The organism is Pseudomonas sp. N040, from assembly GCF_015637705.1.
Classification (GTDB): Bacteria; Pseudomonadota; Gammaproteobacteria; order Pseudomonadales; family Pseudomonadaceae; genus Aquipseudomonas.
Window position 1 is genome coordinate 300522 of the sequence record NZ_JADOBE010000002.1, and the last position, 17835, is coordinate 318356.

A 17835-nucleotide genomic window follows, 5' to 3' on the forward strand; every position below is an offset into this window, starting at 1 on the left:
GCTGATGTCCTTGTTCCGCGCTGAAAATGATGGGACTGCATTTCACAGGATGGGTTGAGACGTTTGCGCCGATCCCCATCCCGGGGTAGTCGATGGGTATCGTTGCACTCAACCCATCCTACCGGCTATCGCCAGCAAGCTGGCTCCTACAGAAGAATTCAGGCCGAGATGGCGACCTGGTAAGCCGTGTATTTGCGCAGGTTGATCACGCCGGTGTCGAGGATCAGGTACTGGCCCTTGATGCCCAGCAGGGTACCCTCAACTCGCGGGGTCTTGTCCAGATCGAGGCTGGCCACCTTGCTCGGGTAAGCCTGCACCGGGTAGCTGATCTCCAGCACTGCGCTGTCCGCCAGCGGCTGGATGGCCTGCAGGCCGAAGCGCTGCTGGAGTTTGCCGATGCCCGCGGCAAAGCGCTGCAGCAGTTGCTCGCGCAGCGCCGGCAGGTCGACCGCGACGGCATCGCCCTTGAGCAGCGCCCGCCAGTTGGTGCGGTCGGTCACTTCGGCGCGCAGCAGGTCCTCGACCAGTCCGGACTGCTGGCGGGTAGCCACCCGCAGGATCGGCAACGCCTGGCTGGCGCCCTGGTCGATCCAGCGCGTCGGCACCTGTGAGGCACGGGTGATGCCGACCTTGGCTCCGGACGAATTGGCCAGGTAGACGATGTGCTCGGTCATGCAGAACTGCTCGCCCCAGGCCGGCTCGCGGCAGGTGCCGGCGGCGTAATGGCAGCGCTCGGGGCTCATGATGCAGCTGTCGCATTGCGCCAGCTTGGTGAAGCACGGATAGCAGTAACCCTGACTGAAACTCTTCCTGGTCTTGCGTCCGCAATGGGTGCAATGGATGGCGCCGAGGAACTCGATGCACAGGTGCTGGCCGAGCAGCGGATTGACCGGCAGCACCTGCTCGTCCAGGCGAAAGGCATAACGCACCGGGGCATCCAGCTCGGCGCTCATCTTGTGCAAGGCGCCCTGCCCGAGCAGCGCCATCAGTGCAGGGTGTCCGCTTTGCTGCTGAACAGGATATTCGGCACTTCCATGGATTTCGACTTGCACGCCTGCGTACCCATGTAGCCGGTGTGCTGGTCTTCCGGCAGGTGCTTGAGTTCATAGGCGATCATTGCCTGCAGGCAGAGCTCCTTCTGCTCGCGGCTGAGCTTGCGGCCATCCGGCCACTTGCCGAGCTCCACCGCCAGCTTGAAGCTCTCGTAGACTTCAGCGCTGATGGTACTGGCCACTTCAATAAAACCGGACATGGGTGACTCCGTAACAGCCATTCAATTTCAGGGTGGTGCCCCCAATCAGGCACCCGCTTGCCGCGCTTTTGCAGGAGCGTCGCCCCCGGCGCGAGCTTTTGTCCCCTCGCCCCTTTGGGGAGAGGGTTAGGGAGAGGGGCTACGTCATATCAGGCTAAAAGCCCCTCTCCCCAGCCCTCTCCCGCGAGCGGGAGAGGGGGTAATCCATGCAGATTAATCAGGTGCCCATTCTACCGGCGCCAACGCGCCAGCGCACCGCCGAGCAGGCCGGTCAGACAGCCGGCGAGCAGGCCGCCAAGGTGCGCTGCATTGGCGATCGCCGCCAGCTGCACCAGTTCGAAAATGCCGGTCATGCAGATCAGCAGCCAGAGCAGCATCATCCCGACCACCCCCGGCGGCAGGCGATAGGCCGCATTCGGCGCCAGTTTCTGGTAGATCCAGCAGTGCCCGAGCAGGCCGTAGAGGACCCCGGACAAGCCGCCAAACAGGCCCGGGCCGCTCCAGAGGAATTGCGCCAGGTCGCTGACCAGGCCGTAGAACAGCAGCAGGCCGAACAGCGCCAGCCCGCCCTGGCGCAGCTCGATGCGCCGCCCCAGTTCCCACCACCACAGGCTGTTCATCGCCAGGTGCAGCAGGCCGAAGTGCAGCAGCACCGGTGACACCAGGCGCCACCACTGGCCCTGGGCGAGGCTGCTCGCCAGCGGGTAGAACTGCAGGTAATCACCCTGCACGCTGAAGTCGAGGAAACTCAGCCAGCGCACCGCCTGCAGGTTCTCCCCGCCCCAGGTGACCAGCGCCACCAGCAGGGTCAGCAGCAGTACGGCACTGGTCAGCGGGCTGCCACGCAAGCGCGCCAGCAGGCTGCCGGCAGCATTGTGCGGGGGCACGGCCAGCGGTTCGCCGGCATCCCCCTGCGGATAACGCGCATACAGCCCGCGAACCTGCTCGGCCACTGGTTCGGCAGGGACCCACAGCACTTGTTCGCCGGCATCTTCGGTCACCCGGTGCTGCACCTGCAGGCGCTGCAGCAAGGCGATGAAGCCGGCCAGATCGACCTGCACCGGCAAGCGCAGGGCCACCACGGGCCTCACAGCGGAGCCTCCGGTTGCTCAACCTCGACCCAGACGAACTTGTGCGGCTCCAGCCGGGTTTCTGCATCCAGCCGGTAGGCCACCAGCTTGCCGTGCAGCACCGCGCTGTAATCCAGGCAGGCCAGGTTCGGCCGCAATGGCGCCGGCTGGCCGCGCCGCCAGTAGTGGCCGACGAACAGCAGCGGTTCGTCGCTGGCATAGCGCAGCAAGCCGGCTTTTTCCGCCGCGGGCAGCGCTTGCCCGACCACCTCCTCGGGCAGCGCATCCGGCTGGAAGACGATGTCGCCATAGGTCTGCGGGTCGTCTTCCCAGAACTTGCTGCGGAAGAACGAGCGGGTCAGGCCGTCGTCGCCGGTCAAGGCCAGCCCGCCGGGCAGGCGCATGTTCAGGCCGCGCAGCAGGCGATCGAAGACCCGGTGCGGGAAGCTGCCGGGAATCGCCGCGCGCTCGACGAAGGCCTGGTCAACCCGCGCATCGGCATGCTCGCTGCGCAACTGGCGGATCAGCTCGGCATCCCAGCAGGCATGCACCACGCGAAAGCGCCCGCCATCCAGCAGCAGCGGCAGTTCGTAGAACCAGCCGAGGAAGTCCTGCCAGTCCCGCGGATGCTCGGCGAACTGCTGATGGGTCTGGCCCAGCTGATGGGCGTTGCGCGGCGTGTGTTCGCGCACGAACTGGCGACCGCTGCCGGCCGGCGCCGGGGTATTCCAGCCGAGCGCGTTGAACTCGTGGTTGCCCATGATGCACTGCGCCTGACCCGCCTCGACCATGCCGTGCACCAGGTGCAGTGCTTCGCGGATGCGCGGGCCGCGGTCGATGATGTCGCCGAGAAACAGCGCCATGCGCCACGGATGCCGCCAGACACCGCCCTGCTGGCGATAGCCGAGCGCCTCCAGCAGGCGCTCGAGGGTATGCGCGCAACCATGCACATCGCCAATCAGGTCATAGCTGCGCTGCGGATCAAGGAGCATTATTCACCCCCGTCCAGGCGGCTCCCCCAACCCAGCTTGGTTCGGCAAACCTCGTAGTAGTTATGCTCCAAGGGGTGGATCAGCTGCAGTTTGTGCGGTTTCTTGGCGATCATGATGTGATCGCCGGGTGAACAGGTCACGTGATTCTGCCCGTCGCAGGAAATCAGCGGATAGATCTGCAGGTTCTGCGACACGACGATTTTCAGCTCGCTGTTGCCATCCACCACGATGGGCCGCCCGGACAGGGTGTGCGGGTACATCGGCACGATCACCATGGCGTCCAGCTTCGGGTGCATGATCGGCCCGCCGGCCGACAGGGCATAGGCGGTGGAGCCGGTCGGGGTGGCGACGATCAGGCCGTCGGCCTTCTGGCTGCAGACGAACTGGCCATCGATAAACAGCTCGAATTCGATCATCCGCGTTGATTTGCCCGGATGCAGCACCACGTCGTTCAAGGCATCCGCCGTGCCGATCACCTGCCCCTGGCGGCGCACCTCGGTATCCAGCAGGAAGCGGCTCTCGACCAGGTACTGGCCATCCAGCACTTCGGCCACCTTGGTTTCCAGCTCGTCCGGGCGGATATCGGTCAGAAAGCCCAGGCTGCCGCGGTTGATCCCCAGCACCGGAACCTTGTACTGCGCCAGCGAGCGGGCGGCACCGAGCATGCTGCCGTCGCCGCCGACCACGATCACCAGATCACAGATTTCACCCATGATCTTGCGCGAGGACACCTGCAGGCCATGCCCGGGCAGGACCTCGGCAATGCTGTTCTCGAGAATCACGTGCAGGTGACGATCCTGGAGAAAGCGTTTCAGGCGGCGAATGGTATCGAGGACCTGGGCGCTGCCCAGTCGACCGATAATGCCGATATTGCGAAATTGCTCCATGGGAGTCTCTGTGCCGGGCGTGAGTGGCCGATTATGGGTGAAAGCCTGGTGCAGCGGCAAACCGCAGTCGTCTATGCTCGCTGCATGCTTAGCGACCACCTGCTCGATGAATGCCTAGCGCGCCTGCAGCACCCCGCCGTGCGTGACCTGGCGTGGACACTGCTGGCTGCGCCACTGCTGGAAACGCTGCCCTGTGCGCAACGGCATCCGCTTGCCGGCAGCCGCTGGGCACGCCAGCCCGGACTGCTGGCCGACTGGCTGCTGCAGCAGGAGCAGCACCCGGGCGCCCTGCTCGACTGGCTGGCCAGGGCGCGCAGCCAGCGCCTGGGCATCCACTACGAACAGCTCTGGCAATTCGCCCTGCAGCAGGCCCCCGGAGTCCAGTTGCTGGCCGCCAACCTGCCGGTCCGCGCCGGTGCCAGGACCCTCGGCGAACTCGATCTGCTGCTGCGTGACGCCGATGGCGTGCACCACCTGGAACTGGCGATCAAGCTGTACCTGGGCCCCGCCGGCGGCGACGGCCGCCTGTACTCGAGCTGGCGTGGCGCCGGGCGGGCGGACAACCTGCAGCGCAAACTGCGGCACCTGAGCCGGCAGCAGCTGCCCCTGGCCGCGAGTCCACAGGCCCGGCAACTGCTGGCCGAGCATGCCGTGAGCACTGTGCACTCCGCGTTATGGATGAGCGGCTACCTGTTCTATCCGTGGCCGGACGGCTGTGCGCCACCGGCGGGCAGCCATGCCGGGCACGCGCGTGGGCACTGGCTGCGGCACAGCGACTGGCCAGGGTTTTGCCAGCACGCGCGCGCGCAGCACTGGCAGCCCGTGCCGCGCGAGTGCCGGCTGGCACCGCTTAGTTTGCAGGAAGAACAACGCTGGCCGGGCCGGCAGCTGCAGGACTGGCTCGACGCACTGGCCAGCAGTGCACCGCCCATGCTGCTGGCAGGCTTTGCGCAAGACACCGATGGCCGCTGGTACGAGCGCACGCGGGTGATGTTGCTGAACAATCAGTGGCCGGCAGGCCACGACGGCTGAGCGCAGTCAGCGGCTGCGCACGGTGCGGCCACCCGGCCGGGTCAGATATCCGGCACCGCGCTCGCACAGCAGGCCATCACGCACCACCGGCGGCAGCGCATCCATGCCATCGCGCAGGGCATGTACCCGGTAACCCTGCTGGGCCAGCAGGAAGGCCGCAGTGGCGCTGCGCTTGCCAGTGTCGCAGTAGCACAGATAGCGGCGCTGGGGGTCCAGCAGGCGCGCCTTGAGGCGCAGCAGGTGCAGGGGCATGTGCAGCGCATCCAGGGCATGCGCCTGTTCGTATTCATCCTGCAGGCGCACGTCCAGCCATTGCGCACCCTCGTTGAACAGGCGCGCCGCCTCGCTGAAGGGCACCTCGGCAACCAGCGGCGCCTTGAGCAGGGAGAGGAAGTCCTGGCGCTCCAGGCGCAGCAACTGTCCCGCCTCAAGCATGCTCACCGTGGCATTGCGCGGCGCCTCGCTGAGCAGGGCCTCCTCACCAAAGCAGGCACCCGCCTGCAACTCGGCGATTAGCTGCGGCTCCGGGCCGGCACCCCGAACCACCGCGGCCCGCCCGCTCTTGAGGAAATAGCAGCAGTCGCCGGCGTCGCCTTCGCGCAGCACCGCCGTGCCAGCCGCCAGCTCCAGCACCTGCAGGCAATCGAACAAGGCCCGCACATTCGCCGGCGGCACCCGGGCAAACAACGGGTTCTCCAGCAGGCATTCCAGCCACTCGAGATCATTGCCCTGCTGGCCCAGATCGAGCAGCAGGTTCTGGCAGGTCGAGCGCCAGGCCAGCATGCTGGCCAGCTGCTCGCTGTCCAGAAGCAACACGCTGACATCGCTCAGCGCCCGGGCCTCGTGCTGGCGCGGCGATGCCGGCGACAGCGCATGCAGACTCGCCGGCGAGCCGGCGTGCAGGCGCACCTCGCTGCCATCGGCGGCCGTGAGCAGGACCTCGCCACTGAGCAGGAAACAGCTCTGGCTGGCTGGATCACCGCGACGAAACAGCCACTGGCCGGGCAGCACTGGCTGGGCCAGCAACTGGCTGCGCAATACGCCCCACTGCGGTGCAGACAGCCCATTCAGCGGAATGAAACTGCGCAACTGTTCAGGCTTGAGTGGCTCTCGCATCGGCTATTTCCAGACGGTTACAAGCGGATTAGGTTGACTGGCAGGCTGCTCACAACAGCGCGCGCAGGGTCTGTTGCTGGGCACGCCGGCCCTGCATGCCGCCCGTGTGCAGGAACACCAGGCGGGTACCGCTGGCAAAATAACCGTCCCTAACCCTGGCGCGCAATGCCAGCAATGCCTTGCCGGTATAGCAGGCCTCGACCGGCAGTTGCCCGTCGGCGTCGATTTCAGCGATGAACTGCGCCAGTGGCCGGTCGATCCGTGCGTAGCCGCCGCGACTGGCATCCACCAGGCGATAGCCCTGGTCCGCCACGCCGGCCTGCTGCAGCAGCTGGCTGACCTGCGTTTCCACGCCATGCCCGGCCGGTACCACCCGCGCGCCATACAGCAGGTGCGCGCCGGCCTCGGCGATGACCAGCCCGGCCAGCGAAGTGCCGGTCCCGGCGGCCAGCCAGCAGCCGTCGTAGTCCGACCAGCCCAGCTGCGCCAGCTGCTGCCTGAGCAGCGCGGGGATTGCAGCGAAGCCTGCTGCGCCGGGCAGGCCGCCGCCACCTTCGGGAACCAGATAAAAACCGGGATAACGTTGCTGCCACTGGCGGGCAAAGCCTGGCTGATGGCGGGCGCGGTAACCGCCATAGCCGAGCCAGTGCAAGTGCATGCCGAACGCCTGCAGATCGGCGACGGTTGGCGTGGCCTGGGGCTCGCCCCGCAGCAGGCCGACCGTGGCAAAGCCGCCGCGCTGGCCAGCGGCGGCCAGGGCATGCAGGTGATTGGAGTGGGCACCGCCCAGGCTCAGCAGGCCGCGGGCCCCGGCCGCTTGCGCCGCCTGCAGGTGCCCTTGCAGCTTGAACCATTTGTTGCCGCCGAGCAGCGGGTCAAGCAGATCCAGGCGCAACACGGCCAGCCTGATGCCAGCCTGCTCGGACCATTCGAAAGCCAGCGGCTGCAGCGGCGCCAGCGCTGCCCCCACAGGCCCGGCTAGCCCCACAGGCCCCTAGGCACGCTTGCTCGCGCGGTGACGCGCACAGCAATTGGATTCGCCGGGTACGAAGCGACTCGGCGTATCCACTCGGTCTACCGGCATGCCGCAGCGCTCGCCGCTGGGCAACAGGGCCACGCAACCGGGCTGCTGGTAGTGTTCCAGCCAGCCGCTGTACTGCTCTTCGGAAACAAAGCACTTGGCAGCAACGTACGCCATCGGGTTGTCCTGATAGCGGGCGATATCCTGCAGCGGGATGGTCAGGTGCCCGGCTCCCGGGTGATACACCACGAAGACCACGCCGAGCGCCGCCAGCCGCTGCAGAATCTGGTCAGTGCCCTGCCCGGCCAGTTTCTCGTGCTCCGCCTGCAGCCGCTCCAGGTCCTGCTGCAGGTGGATTTCGCGCTCCTTGTGATAGGCCAGCTCGACTTCGCGAATGGCGATCTGTTCCTTGTAATCCATCACCGCCGCGCTGATTTTGGCCTGCAGTTCCTTGTCGAACTGGCCACGCAGCAATTCCGTGGCCGACTGGGCATGCCGCTCGGCCGCCTTCAGCTGGCTGGTCATTTCCTCGCGGACATTGCTCAGATTGGCCGCATGCCCGCTCAGGTCCGCCTTCAGGTTGAGATTGAGCTCCTCCTGCTGCTGCAGCGCATGCTGCAGGCTCTGGATGCGCGCGTTGAGTTCACTGCTCTGCTGCTCGGCAGCCAGTTTGAGCTGGGCCACTTCATCGTCATTCTGCTGGGTCAGGCTGGTGATGCGCAGGCGCAGCTGCTTGATCAACTGGGCGGTTTTCAGGCGCTGTTCCTGATCTTCCTGCTCGGCCTGCAGCCTCGCCTGCTCCTGCTCGGGATCCGGCGGGGCATGCCATTTCTCTTCGTGCGCCATCTGCAGGCGCTCCAACTCGACGGGCGGGCTCTCCTCTTCAACCAGCATGCCCAGCCGGTTGACCTTGACCGCATCGCGCAACAGCGACAGCTCGTTATGGCCAGGGGCCAGGTCAGGATCCCACATGTGCATCTGGTGCCAGGACACCGGGCACTGGCTGCGACAAGCCAGGCGAATCGGGCCGGCACCCAGGTCCGGCCCCCTGCCGGCCTTTTCGGCAAGATGGCGCAGGGGCATGTTCCAGCCGGTATCCGCCTTGCCCCGCTCATCGAAGTCCAGATAGAAGAACACCGCCGAACGGATCAGCAGACGCGGATTGATCAGCACATAAGCCGCCCTGACCTGCTGATCGGCGAACTCCGGCATATCCACCACGCCGTCGAGCACCGCCTCGAACTCGGCAAAAAACATCGCCTTCTGGATGATGCCATCACCGAAAAACATCACGGCTTCGACCAGTTGAGGCTTTTTCTGCATGCTCATTCGCCACTCCCGCCCCCGGCAAGCGCCGACCGGCCAATATAATCCCTTGATCTTCAGCCAGTTGGCAGTTCAGGCCAGCCAGATTGGCGTGCCTGAATACGCGCTGATGAAAGAAAGCACCTTGATTGCTGCCAGCCGCACTCGGCCTATTGTGCCAAAGTTTAGGGGAAAACAACTTGCCGGCAATGTGACCGGGTTGGCAGTCACTCTTGCAGTACCGGCAGGAGACGCGCGCCACAGCGTGAAACTGTGACGCGGTAGCAGCCTTCAGGCGGGCCGGGCGGCCAGCAATGGGGCCAGGCGCCGGCCCATTTCCTCGCCGAGCGCCTGCAATCCGCTCAGCGGGCGGATCATCACTTCGAATTCGACAATCTTACCGGCTTCGTCGAAGCGGATCATGTCGATCCCCTTGAGCTCACGCCCGGCGACCCGGGCACTGAACTCCAGCACCACACTCTGGCCATCGGCAGTAACCAGTTCGCGGTGGTAGGTGAAGTCCTCGAACACCTTGAGCACCGTGTTCAGGATCAGCGAAACCAGCGGCGCGCCGGCGTATGGCTTGAACGCCACCGGCGAGCGAAACACTGCCTGCGGATGCAGCAGTTCCGGCAGGCTGCCGAGGTCGTTCCGGGCCACCAGAGCGTGCCAGCAGGCCAGCGTCGCGGCAGCCGCGGGGTGTAGCGAGAGTGCGGTCATAGCGTAACCTCCGGGGCAGCAGGAGAGAACGCTGCCCTCGACGGGCAGCGCCGGGTTCAGAGTGCGGCCGCCAGGCGCGAGCCCTGGTCGATGGCACGCTTGGCGTCCAGTTCGGTCGCCACATCGGCCCCGCCGATCAGGTGTACCTTCTGCCCGCCAGCTTCCAGCCCGGATTGCAGCTCGCGCAGCGGGTCCTGGCCGGCACAGATGATCACCGTATCCACCGGCAATAGCTGTGGCGCGCCTTGGCCGATGCGGATATGCAGCCCGGCATCGTCGATCTGCAGGTACTCGACGTTGTTGAGCATCTGCACGTGCTTGTTCTTCAGGCCGGTGCGGTGGATCCAGCCGGTGGTCTTGCCCAGGCCGTCGCCGACCTTGGACTTCTTGCGTTGCAGGAGGAACACCTGCCGCGCAGGCGCATGCACTTGCGGCTTGATCCCGGCGACACCCCCGCGCGCATTGAGGCTGGTATCGATACCCCACTCCTTCCAGAAGACATCCCGATTCAGGCTGCTGGCCTCGCCCTGATGGGTGATGAACTCGGACACATCGAAACCGATACCGCCGGCACCGATCACCGCCACCTTGTTGCCGACCGGCTTGCGCTGCAGGATGGCATCCAGGTAGCTGATCACCTTGGGATTGTCGATGCCGGGAATGCCCGGGGTGCGCGGCACGATCCCGGTGGCCAGGATGACTTCGTCGAACCCGCCCTCGAGCAGGTCATTCGCGCTGACCCGGGTATTCAGGCGCAGATCGACACCGGTGGTCTCCAGCTTGCGCTTGAAGTAGCGCAGGGTTTCAAAGAACTCTTCCTTGCCCGGGATTCGCTTGGCCACATTGAACTGGCCACCGATTTCCGCGGCCGAATCGAACAGGGTCACGCGGTGGCCGCGCCCGGCTGCCACGCTGGCCGCCGCCAGGCCGGCAGGGCCGGCACCGACCACGGCGATCTTCTTCACCCCGGTGGCGGCAAGGTAGTTCAGCTCGGTTTCGTGGCAGGCCCGCGGATTGACCAGGCAACTGGTCAGCTTGCCGCCAAAGGTGTGGTCCAGGCAGGCCTGGTTGCAGCCGATGCAGGTGTTGATTTCGTCGCTGCGCCCCGCGGCCGCCTTGTTGACGAACTCCGGATCGGCGAGGAACGGCCGTGCCATGGAAACCATGTCGGCATCGCCCTCGGCCAGGACCTGCTCGGCCACTTCCGGGGTATTGATGCGGTTGGTGGTGATCAGCGGGATCTGCACTTCGCCGCGCAGCTTGGCGGTGACCTTGGTGAACGCCGCGCGCGGCACCTTGGTGGCGATGGTCGGGATACGCGCCTCGTGCCAGCCGATGCCGGTGTTGATCAGGGTCGCCCCGGCCTGCTCGATGGCCTTGGCCAGCAGCACGATCTCGTCCCAGCTGCTGCCGCCCTCGACCAGGTCGAGCATCGACAGGCGGTAAATGATGATGAAATTGCGGCCGACCGCCTCGCGCACGCGGCGCACGACTTCCACCGGCAGGCGCATGCGGTTCTCGTAGCTGCCGCCCCAGCGGTCGGTGCGCTGGTTGGTATGCGCCACCAGGAACTGGTTGAGGAAATAGCCTTCGGAACCCATGATCTCGACACCGTCATAACCGGCCACCTGCGCCAGGCTGGAACAGCTGACGAAATCCTGGATCTGCTTCTCGATGCCTTCCTCGTCCAGTTCATGCGGCTTGAACGGGTTGATCGGCGCCTGGATCGCGCTCGGTGCGACCGACTTGGGACTGTACGCGTAGCGCCCGGCATGCAGGATCTGCATGCAGATCTTGCCGCCGGCCTCGTGCACCGCCCGGGTGACGATCTTGTGCTTTTCCGCTTCCTCCGCCGTGGTCAGCTTGGCCGCTCCGGAATACACGCCGCCCTCGACGTTCGGGCCAATCCCGCCGGTCACCATCAGCCCCACCCCGCCACGGGCACGCTCGGCGAAATAGGCGGCCATGCGCTCGAAGCCATCAGGCTTTTCTTCCAGACCGGTATGCATGGAGCCCATCAGCGTGCGGTTGCGCAAGGTGGTGAAACCAAGGTCCAGCGGCGCCAGCAGATGAGGATAAAGGGCATTGGTCATTGGGGTGCTCCGCTACAAGGTTCAGGTTCAGGTTCAGGTTCAGGCAGGCCGCAACTGTCAGCCGCGGTGTTGGGTGAAACAGACAATAATCAGCACCCGGACAGGTCTCAATGCCCAAAAGTGACAAATTACTGATCGTAATGAACAGCACGACTTGGCAATCCACCCCGCCTCCCCTACCCTGAGCGACTGCCAAACCGGGAAACCCATGACCATGCGCAAAGCCGTCAAATACCTTTTCAGCAGCCTGCTGCTGGCCGCCGTGGCCGGCTATGCCGGCTGGACCCAATACCGCCCGGAAAGCCTGTTCCTCTCCGACCTGCGCAGCGAGGTCGCCCTCGATCTTGGCGTGCCGGGCGAGCGCGGCAACCTGCTGGGGATCCAGCCGGAACTGTTCGCCAACGATTACCGCAGCGCCGAACAATTGCGCCTGAAGTTGTCCGCCTACCTGGACAAGGCCCGCAGTGCCGGGCTGCTCAACGGCAAAACGATTGTCGTGCTGCCCGAGCACGTCGGCACCTGGCTGGTCGCCAGCGGCGAGAAGAACCAGGTCTACAGCGCCGCCAGCGTCAGCGAGGCAATGGCCTGGCTGGCAGCCAGCAATCCGTTGCAACTTCTGCGCGCCCTGCCCTCGGCCAAGGGCGCAGACCGCCTGGCCGATGCGCTGTTTCGCATGAAGGCTGCGCAGATGGCCGCCGACTACCAGGCCCTGTTCGGCGGCCTGGCGAAGGCCTATGGGATAACCCTGGTGGCCGGCTCGATCGTGCTGCCGGAGCCACGGGTGGAAAACGGCGTGCTGCTGCCCGGCGACGGCCCGCTGTACAACGTCAGCCTGGTATTTGCCGCGGACGGCCAGCCGCTTGGCCAGCCACAGCGCAAGGTGGCGCCGATAGTCGACGAACAGGGCTTTACCGCCGCCGCGCCCGCCAGCGCCCTGCAGGTGGTCGATACCCCGGCCGGCCGCCTGGGCGTCCTGATCTGCGCCGACAGCTGGTTCCCGCAAACCTACCAGGCCCTCGCCGGACAGCAGGTCGAACTGCTCGCGGTACCGGCCTTCCTCACCGGCAATGGCGGCTGGGACAAGCCCTGGCGCGGCTACAACGGCCTCCCGACGCCGGCGGATGTCCGGCTGAAAGCCGGCGAGCTGACCGAGGGCGATGCCTGGCAACGGATGGCCATGGCCGGACGCATCGGTCAAAGCGGCGCCCGTGCCGGCATCACCGTGTTCATGCGCGGCCAGTTGTGGGACCTGGGCAGCGCGGGGCACAGCCTGGTCGCCGACCAGACGCAGCATGTCCTCGCCGCAGATGAATCCGGCGCGCGCCTGATCAACCTCTGGCTGTAGCAGGATGAAACCGGTTCGTCTGGGCGACCTGTCGGTCGGTTCGCTGCACAGCCTGGCGGCAGCCGTGCGCAGCCACAGCAAGGATGCGGACGCGCTGCTGCAGCACTACGGGCTGGACAGCAGCCGCCTGGCCACCCCGCACGGTCGCCTGTCGATTCCCCGCTATATGCGCCTGGGCCATGCGGCGATCCAGCTGACCGGTGATCCGGCGCTCGGCCTGCTCATGGGCCGTCATGCCCGCCTCGCGCACTACGGGCTGGCCGGCGTGACGGCGGCCCAGGCACCGACTGTGCGCGAGGCGGCACGCTGCCTGGCGAAGTTCGAGCGGCTCTATGCGCGCAACTATCGCGGCCAGTCGAGCTTTCACGAGGACGCCCGCGGTGGCTGGCTGCGCTTCTATTCGATCAGCCCCTACAACGCCTACAACCGCTTTGTCGTGGATTCCGTGCTGTCCGGCTGGCAGGCCCAGTTGAGCCTCCTGTGCGGGCAAGCGCTGGCCGTCGAAAAAGTTGAAATCGAGTTCCCAGCGCCGGCCTATGCCGAGCGCTACAGCGAGATATTCGGCTGTCCGGTGGAGTTCTCGGCGCAGATCAATCAACTGCGCCTGTCAAATGCGACGCTGGCGCTCCGAGGCGCCGAGCACTGTCCGCACTCCTGGCACGAATTGCTGCTGCTGTGCGAGCGCGAACTGGAACAGATAACCCGTACCCACAGCCTGCACGAACGCATCAGCCTGCTGCTCGGGCCATTGCTGCACGGGCGGGAACCGGACCTCGAAGAAATTGCCCGACGCCTGCAACTGCCAACCTGGACCCTGCGGCGCAAGCTGGCCGAAGAAGGCACCCAGTTCCGCACCATTCTGAACGACACCCGCCGCGACCTGGCAATGGCCTATATCCGCGACACCGAACTGAGCTTCGGCGAAATTGCCTACCTGCTCGGCTTTGCCTCGGCTGAAGCCTTCCAGCGTGCTTTCAAGCGCTGGAGCGGCAACACCCCGGGGGAGTTCCGCAGAAGCCGCCGGCAGGCCGGCTGAGCCTCACAACTCCGCCGCGTCATCCAGCAACTCCGGGCTGTCCGGATCACTGGCGTGGCTTTCCAGCACTTCTTCCTGGTACTCGTCCATCTTGCTGTCTCTCTCGCTCATCAGTTCATGCCAAGACTGCAAGAGGCTAGAAAAGTTGCATGACAAACAGATGAATCCCGCGCATTGAGTTTGGTCCAGCGGCATGTGCCTCTCGACAGAAGCAGCGCACCACGTTTATCTTGCGCGCCATGGTCACCGCAGTGGCCAGCGTCGCTCGGACGGTTCCGGGCGCTTACGTTTCGAGGCATCCATGACTGAACCACGTTCAGCGCGCCGTTTTGCGCGCATCGACAGACTCCCCCCCTACGTTTTCAACATCACCGCCGAACTGAAGATGGCCGCGCGTCGACGCGGCGAAGACATCATCGACCTGAGCATGGGCAATCCCGATGGGGCTACCCCGCCGCACATCGTGGAAAAGCTGTGCACCGTCGCCCAGCGCGAGGACACCCACGGCTATTCGACCTCGCGCGGCATTCCGCGCCTGCGCCGGGCCATCGCCAACTGGTACAAGGAACGCTATGCGGTCGACATCGACCCCGAGCGCGAAGCGATCGTCACCATCGGTTCCAAGGAAGGCCTGGCGCACCTGATGCTGGCCACCCTCGACCAGGGCGACACCGTGCTGGTGCCCAACCCCAGCTATCCGATCCACATCTACGGCGCGGTGATCGCCGGCGCCCAGGTGCGCTCGGTGCCGCTGGTGCCCGGCGTGGATTTCTTCGCCGAACTGGAACGGGCCATCCGCGAGAGCATTCCCAAGCCGAAGATGATGATTCTCGGCTTCCCCTCCAACCCCACGGCCCAGTGCGTCGAACTGGATTTCTTCGCCCGCGTGGTGGCCCTGGCCAAGCAGTACGACGTGCTGGTGGTGCATGACCTGGCCTACGCCGACATCGTCTACGACGGCTGGAAAGCCCCCTCGATCATGCAGATCGAAGGCGCCAAGGATATTGCCGTGGAGTTCTTCACCCTGTCCAAGAGCTACAACATGGCCGGCTGGCGCATCGGCTTCATGGTCGGCAACCCGGAGCTGGTGAATGCCCTGGCGCGCATCAAGAGCTACCACGACTACGGCACCTTCACCCCGCTGCAGGTGGCCGCGATTGCCGCACTGGAAGGCGACCAGCAGTGCGTGCTGGACATCGCCGAACAATACCGGCAGCGCCGCAACGTGCTGGTCAAGGGCCTGCACGAGCTCGGCTGGATGGTGGAAAACCCGAAGGCGTCGATGTACATCTGGGCCAGGATTCCCGAGCCCTACGCCAAACTGGGCTCGCTGGAATTTGCCAAGAAACTGCTGGCCGAGGCCAAGGTGTGTGTCTCGCCCGGCATCGGCTTCGGCGACTACGGCGATGACCATGTGCGCTTTGCCCTGATCGAAAACCAGGACCGCATCCGCCAGGCGATTCGCGGCATCAAGAGCATGTTCCGCGCCGATGGCCTGCTGGCGCCACCCGCCAGCCCGCGCAAGGCAGGTCAGGACGAGTAACCGCGGTCGCGGCTCGGCATGAGCATTTGCCGAGCCCGGCAACCCCAGTGCCCCGGGGAAGTTGAGCCCGCCAGCCGCCAGAACGACTGGACTCTGATGACGCTTGGTCGCGCAGCGTGCCGAAACGCCAGCAGACCCTGGCTACACGAGGAAAATCGTCGCCAGGCCGAGGAAAATGAAAAATCCGCCGCTGTCGGTGACGGCGGTAATCATCACGCTGGCACCCATCGCCGGGTCCCGCCCCATGCGCACCAGGGTCATGGGAATCAGCACGCCCATCATTGCCGCCAGCAGCAGGTTCAGCGTCATCGCCAGGGTCATGACCAGGCCAAGTGCCAGGTTGTCGTAGAGCCAGAAGGCTACGCCGCCAATCACCCCACCCCAGACCAGGCCATTGATCAGCGCCACACTCAGCTCCTTGCGCACCAGCCGCGTCGTATTGCCGATGCCCACCTGATCGAGCGCCATGGCCCGCACGATCATGGTGATGGTCTGATTGCCGGAATTGCCGCCGATCCCGGCCACGATCGGCATCAGCGCCGCCAGGGCGACCAGTTTCTCGATGGAGCCGTCAAACAGGCCGATCACCCGCGATGCGACAAAGGCCGTGATCAGATTGATCGCCAGCCAGGACCAGCGGTTCTGCAAGGACTTCCAGACCGAGGCGAAAATATCTTCCTCCTCGCGCAAGCCCGCCATGTTCAGGACTTCGGTCTCGCTTTCTTCGCGGATCAGGTCGACCATTTCATCGATGGTCAAGCGGCCGATCAGCTTGCCGTTGGCATCGATCACCGGCGCCGACACCAGGTCATAGCGTTCAAACGCCTGGGCCGCGTCGTTGGCTTCGTCGTTCGGGTGGAAAATCACCGGATCGGTAGCCATCACCTCGGCCACCTGCTTGTCCGGATCATTCACCAGCAGGCGCTTGATCGGCAGCACCCCCTTGAGCACACCGTCATAATCGACCACGAACAGCTTGTCGGTATGTCCTGGCAACTCCTTCAAGCGGCGCAGATAGCGCAAGACGACTTCCAGGCTGACGTCTTCGCGGATGGTCACCATCTCGAAGTCCATCAGGGCGCCGACTTGATCCTCGTCGTAGGACAGCGCCGAACGCACGCGCTCACGATCCTGGGCATCCAGGCTTTCCATCAGTTCGTAAACGACGTCGCGCGGCAGTTCCTGCGCCAGATCGGCCAGCTCGTCGGCGTCCATGTCCCTGGCGGCAGCGAGGATTTCCTCGTCATCCATGTCCGCGAGCAGGGATTCGCGCACGGCATCGGACACTTCCAGGAGGATGTCGCCATCACGCTCGGCTTTCACCAGTTGCCAGACAGCCAGGCGCTCGCCCAGCGGCAATGCCTCGAGAATGTGCGCGATATCAGCCGGGTGCAGCTCGTCCAGCCGCTGTTGCAGTTCGGAGATGTTTTGCCGGTGGACGAGGTTTTCCACCAGCCCCTGGTTACGGCCTTCCTGGCGGTGCGCCAGGCTTTCCACCAGGCGATGGCGATGCAACAGGTCGATCACCTGGGCCAGGCGATCCTGCAGGCTTTCTTGAGGCTTCTTGGTTTCCAGATCAGTCATGGCGTGCTCCACCCCAGTTGCGGCGCACGCAGCGAGGGTCAATCAGTCAGTACGCGATTGCAAAAATGCGTGTGTGGGTAACTACTGGGTAAGTCCATGGGCTGGGTCCATGAGCCCCGATGGGGCGGATAGGTGAAGCATAGCACTGCAATCAGCAGTTGCGCCTTACAAAATTGCGCCAGAACAATCAGTTGCAAGGCAATGCTGAGTCCGCTTCTACAGCAGACTGAGTCCCGCGAAAGTTGCCTTCTTGCACTGGTTAATCCCCCGGCTAAGCTGAACAGCACACGTCAAGGAGGACGCCATGATGCACGGATTGCCTGGATTTTCTGGCTGCGCACTTGCACTGCTGGTCGCCGCTGCCCCACTTGAAGCTGCCGATGTGTTTCGCTGTGTCGACAGCAACGGGCACATCACCTTCACCCAGCTGGGCTGTCCTGCCGAGCAGGTACTTGAGGTACAGAGTGCCTATAACCCCTCCCCGGGAAGCGGCCGGCCCGTGGCCATGGCCAACAGCACAAAGCGCACAACCAGGCATCCCGCCCGGCCCCGGCCAGCGGCAGAATTGCAGGTAGTTGCGGAAAAGCAGGATGGCTGCGGCAATCGGGTTACCGGCAGCCAGCGGCGCACGGCAATCATCCGCAAGCAGATCCAGGCAGGCATGACCCGCGCGGATGTCGAAAGCGCACTGGGAAAGCCCGATGAGCGCACCTCGCGCAATGGCGAAACCCGCTACACCTACGCGGATGCCGACGGAGGCAGCCGACAGGTCAGCTTTGACCAGAGTGGCTGCGTAAAGAGCAAGCGCTAGATCATCTGTGACCAGAAAAGCGCGGCCA

17 protein-coding genes are annotated in these 17835 nt (G+C 65.0%); 6 read left to right on the plus strand and 11 right to left on the minus strand.

What is annotated here, in order from left to right; genetic code table 11:
- Window positions 1-158: 158 nt before the first annotated feature.
- The 5 genes from ISX93_RS04240 to ISX93_RS04260 all read right to left on the minus strand — a co-directional run bounded on the left by ISX93_RS04240 (window position 159) and on the right by ISX93_RS04260 (window position 4201).
- On the minus strand, window positions 159-986 hold the full coding sequence (locus ISX93_RS04240; RefSeq protein ID WP_195777463.1) for a DUF2797 domain-containing protein: 828 nt from the start codon (window positions 984-986) through the stop codon (window positions 159-161).
- Entirely contained in the window at window positions 986-1252 is a 267-nt protein-coding gene (locus ISX93_RS04245; RefSeq protein WP_195777464.1) for a YeaC family protein, read from the minus strand. The genes ISX93_RS04240 and ISX93_RS04245 overlap by 1 nt, the downstream gene beginning before the upstream one ends.
- 230 nt (window positions 1253-1482) lie before the next feature.
- The gene (locus ISX93_RS04250; protein WP_195777465.1) at window positions 1483-2343 is read right to left on the minus strand and encodes a rhomboid family intramembrane serine protease; all 861 of its coding nucleotides are present in this window, start codon (window positions 2341-2343) and stop codon (window positions 1483-1485) included.
- Window positions 2340-3314, minus strand: coding sequence for a metallophosphoesterase (locus tag ISX93_RS04255; RefSeq protein WP_195777466.1), 975 nt, complete (start codon window positions 3312-3314; stop codon window positions 2340-2342). Before ISX93_RS04255 ends, ISX93_RS04250 begins: the two co-directional genes overlap by 4 nt.
- Window positions 3314-4201, minus strand: coding sequence for an NAD(+) kinase (locus tag ISX93_RS04260; protein ID WP_195777467.1), 888 nt, complete (start codon window positions 4199-4201; stop codon window positions 3314-3316). The genes ISX93_RS04255 and ISX93_RS04260 overlap by 1 nt, the downstream gene beginning before the upstream one ends.
- 84 nt (window positions 4202-4285) lie before the next feature.
- Here ISX93_RS04260 and ISX93_RS04265 point away from each other — a divergent pair, with 84 nt between their 5' ends.
- Complete coding sequence (locus tag ISX93_RS04265) at window positions 4286-5233, plus strand: DUF1853 family protein (protein WP_229732058.1); 948 nt, start codon at window positions 4286-4288, stop codon at window positions 5231-5233.
- A gap of 6 nt (window positions 5234-5239) precedes the next feature.
- On the opposite strand, the gene ISX93_RS04270 is transcribed toward ISX93_RS04265, so the two are convergent.
- From ISX93_RS04270 to ISX93_RS04280, 3 genes are read right to left on the minus strand one after another with little or no spacing between them, the layout of a single operon-like run.
- Window positions 5240-6349 carry a cyclic nucleotide-binding domain-containing protein gene (locus ISX93_RS04270; protein ID WP_195777469.1) on the minus strand — a complete coding sequence of 370 codons (1110 nt, stop codon included), beginning with the start codon at window positions 6347-6349 and terminating at the stop codon, window positions 5240-5242.
- 49 nt (window positions 6350-6398) lie between these two features.
- Window positions 6399-7319 (minus strand): 1-aminocyclopropane-1-carboxylate deaminase/D-cysteine desulfhydrase, encoded by a 921-nt coding sequence (locus ISX93_RS04275; protein ID WP_308705299.1) that lies wholly within the window; start codon window positions 7317-7319, stop codon window positions 6399-6401.
- Window positions 7320-7343: 24 nt separating this feature from the next.
- On the minus strand, window positions 7344-8699 hold the full coding sequence (locus tag ISX93_RS04280) for a chromosome partitioning protein ParA (protein ID WP_195777471.1): 1356 nt from the start codon (window positions 8697-8699) through the stop codon (window positions 7344-7346).
- Between ISX93_RS04280 and ISX93_RS04285 the strand changes: the two genes are divergently transcribed.
- Window positions 8692-8952 (plus strand): hypothetical protein, encoded by a 261-nt coding sequence (locus tag ISX93_RS04285; protein ID WP_195777472.1) that lies wholly within the window; start codon window positions 8692-8694, stop codon window positions 8950-8952. The two genes, ISX93_RS04280 and ISX93_RS04285, sit on opposite strands and share 8 nt — an antisense overlap.
- 14 nt (window positions 8953-8966) lie before the next feature.
- On the opposite strand, the gene ISX93_RS04290 is transcribed toward ISX93_RS04285, so the two are convergent.
- Together ISX93_RS04290 and ISX93_RS04295 are read right to left on the minus strand one after the other, a co-directional pair.
- Window positions 8967-9395, minus strand: coding sequence for a nuclear transport factor 2 family protein (locus ISX93_RS04290; protein WP_195777473.1), 429 nt, complete (start codon window positions 9393-9395; stop codon window positions 8967-8969).
- Between the two features lie 56 nt (window positions 9396-9451).
- The gene (locus tag ISX93_RS04295; protein WP_195777474.1) at window positions 9452-11488 is read right to left on the minus strand and encodes an NADPH-dependent 2,4-dienoyl-CoA reductase; all 2037 of its coding nucleotides are present in this window, start codon (window positions 11486-11488) and stop codon (window positions 9452-9454) included.
- A gap of 214 nt (window positions 11489-11702) precedes the next feature.
- Between ISX93_RS04295 and ISX93_RS04300 the strand changes: the two genes are divergently transcribed.
- From ISX93_RS04300 to alaC, 3 genes are all read left to right on the plus strand, one after another.
- Complete coding sequence (locus tag ISX93_RS04300; RefSeq protein WP_195777699.1) at window positions 11703-12833, plus strand: nitrilase-related carbon-nitrogen hydrolase; 1131 nt, start codon at window positions 11703-11705, stop codon at window positions 12831-12833.
- 4 nt (window positions 12834-12837) lie between these two features.
- Window positions 12838-13869 carry an AraC family transcriptional regulator gene (locus tag ISX93_RS04305; protein WP_195777475.1) on the plus strand — a complete coding sequence of 344 codons (1032 nt, stop codon included), beginning with the start codon at window positions 12838-12840 and terminating at the stop codon, window positions 13867-13869.
- A 301-nt stretch (window positions 13870-14170) separates the two neighbouring features.
- On the plus strand, window positions 14171-15412 hold the full coding sequence (gene alaC, locus ISX93_RS04310) for an alanine transaminase (RefSeq protein WP_195777476.1): 1242 nt from the start codon (window positions 14171-14173) through the stop codon (window positions 15410-15412).
- 141 nt (window positions 15413-15553) lie between these two features.
- Here the strand turns inward: alaC and mgtE are convergent, their stop codons facing one another.
- Window positions 15554-16996, minus strand: a complete 1443-nt coding sequence (gene mgtE / locus ISX93_RS04315) for a magnesium transporter (RefSeq protein WP_195777477.1) — start codon at window positions 16994-16996, stop codon at window positions 15554-15556.
- A gap of 304 nt (window positions 16997-17300) precedes the next feature.
- On the opposite strand from mgtE, the gene ISX93_RS04320 reads away from it, so the two are divergent.
- Window positions 17301-17807 (plus strand): DUF4124 domain-containing protein, encoded by a 507-nt coding sequence (locus tag ISX93_RS04320; protein ID WP_195777478.1) that lies wholly within the window; start codon window positions 17301-17303, stop codon window positions 17805-17807.
- The last annotated feature ends 28 nt before the right edge of the window (window positions 17808-17835 follow it).

Excerpts from the sequence above, each read along its gene's own strand:
- mgtE (WP_195777477.1), bottom strand. The coding sequence starts at position 16,996 with ATGACTGATCTGGAAACCAAGAAGCCTCAAGAAAGCCTGCAGGATCGC.
- ISX93_RS04295 (WP_195777474.1), bottom strand. The coding sequence starts at position 11,488 with ATGACCAATGCCCTTTATCCTCATCTGCTGGCGCCGCTGGACCTTGGT.
- ISX93_RS04265 (WP_229732058.1), top strand. The coding sequence starts at position 4,286 with ATGCTTAGCGACCACCTGCTCGATGAATGCCTAGCGCGCCTGCAGCAC.
- ISX93_RS04260 (WP_195777467.1), bottom strand. The coding sequence starts at position 4,201 with ATGGAGCAATTTCGCAATATCGGCATTATCGGTCGACTGGGCAGCGCC.
- ISX93_RS04280 (WP_195777471.1), bottom strand. The coding sequence starts at position 8,699 with ATGAGCATGCAGAAAAAGCCTCAACTGGTCGAAGCCGTGATGTTTTTC.
- alaC (WP_195777476.1), top strand. The coding sequence starts at position 14,171 with ATGACTGAACCACGTTCAGCGCGCCGTTTTGCGCGCATCGACAGACTC.
- ISX93_RS04320 (WP_195777478.1), top strand. The coding sequence starts at position 17,301 with ATGATGCACGGATTGCCTGGATTTTCTGGCTGCGCACTTGCACTGCTG.
- ISX93_RS04270 (WP_195777469.1), bottom strand. The coding sequence starts at position 6,349 with ATGCGAGAGCCACTCAAGCCTGAACAGTTGCGCAGTTTCATTCCGCTG.
- ISX93_RS04255 (WP_195777466.1), bottom strand. The coding sequence starts at position 3,314 with ATGCTCCTTGATCCGCAGCGCAGCTATGACCTGATTGGCGATGTGCAT.
- ISX93_RS04305 (WP_195777475.1), top strand. The coding sequence starts at position 12,838 with ATGAAACCGGTTCGTCTGGGCGACCTGTCGGTCGGTTCGCTGCACAGC.
- ISX93_RS04290 (WP_195777473.1), bottom strand. The coding sequence starts at position 9,395 with ATGACCGCACTCTCGCTACACCCCGCGGCTGCCGCGACGCTGGCCTGC.
- ISX93_RS04245 (WP_195777464.1), bottom strand. The coding sequence starts at position 1,252 with ATGTCCGGTTTTATTGAAGTGGCCAGTACCATCAGCGCTGAAGTCTAC.
- ISX93_RS04300 (WP_195777699.1), top strand. The coding sequence starts at position 11,703 with ATGCGCAAAGCCGTCAAATACCTTTTCAGCAGCCTGCTGCTGGCCGCC.
- ISX93_RS04240 (WP_195777463.1), bottom strand. The coding sequence starts at position 986 with ATGGCGCTGCTCGGGCAGGGCGCCTTGCACAAGATGAGCGCCGAGCTG.
- ISX93_RS04285 (WP_195777472.1), top strand. The coding sequence starts at position 8,692 with ATGCTCATTCGCCACTCCCGCCCCCGGCAAGCGCCGACCGGCCAATAT.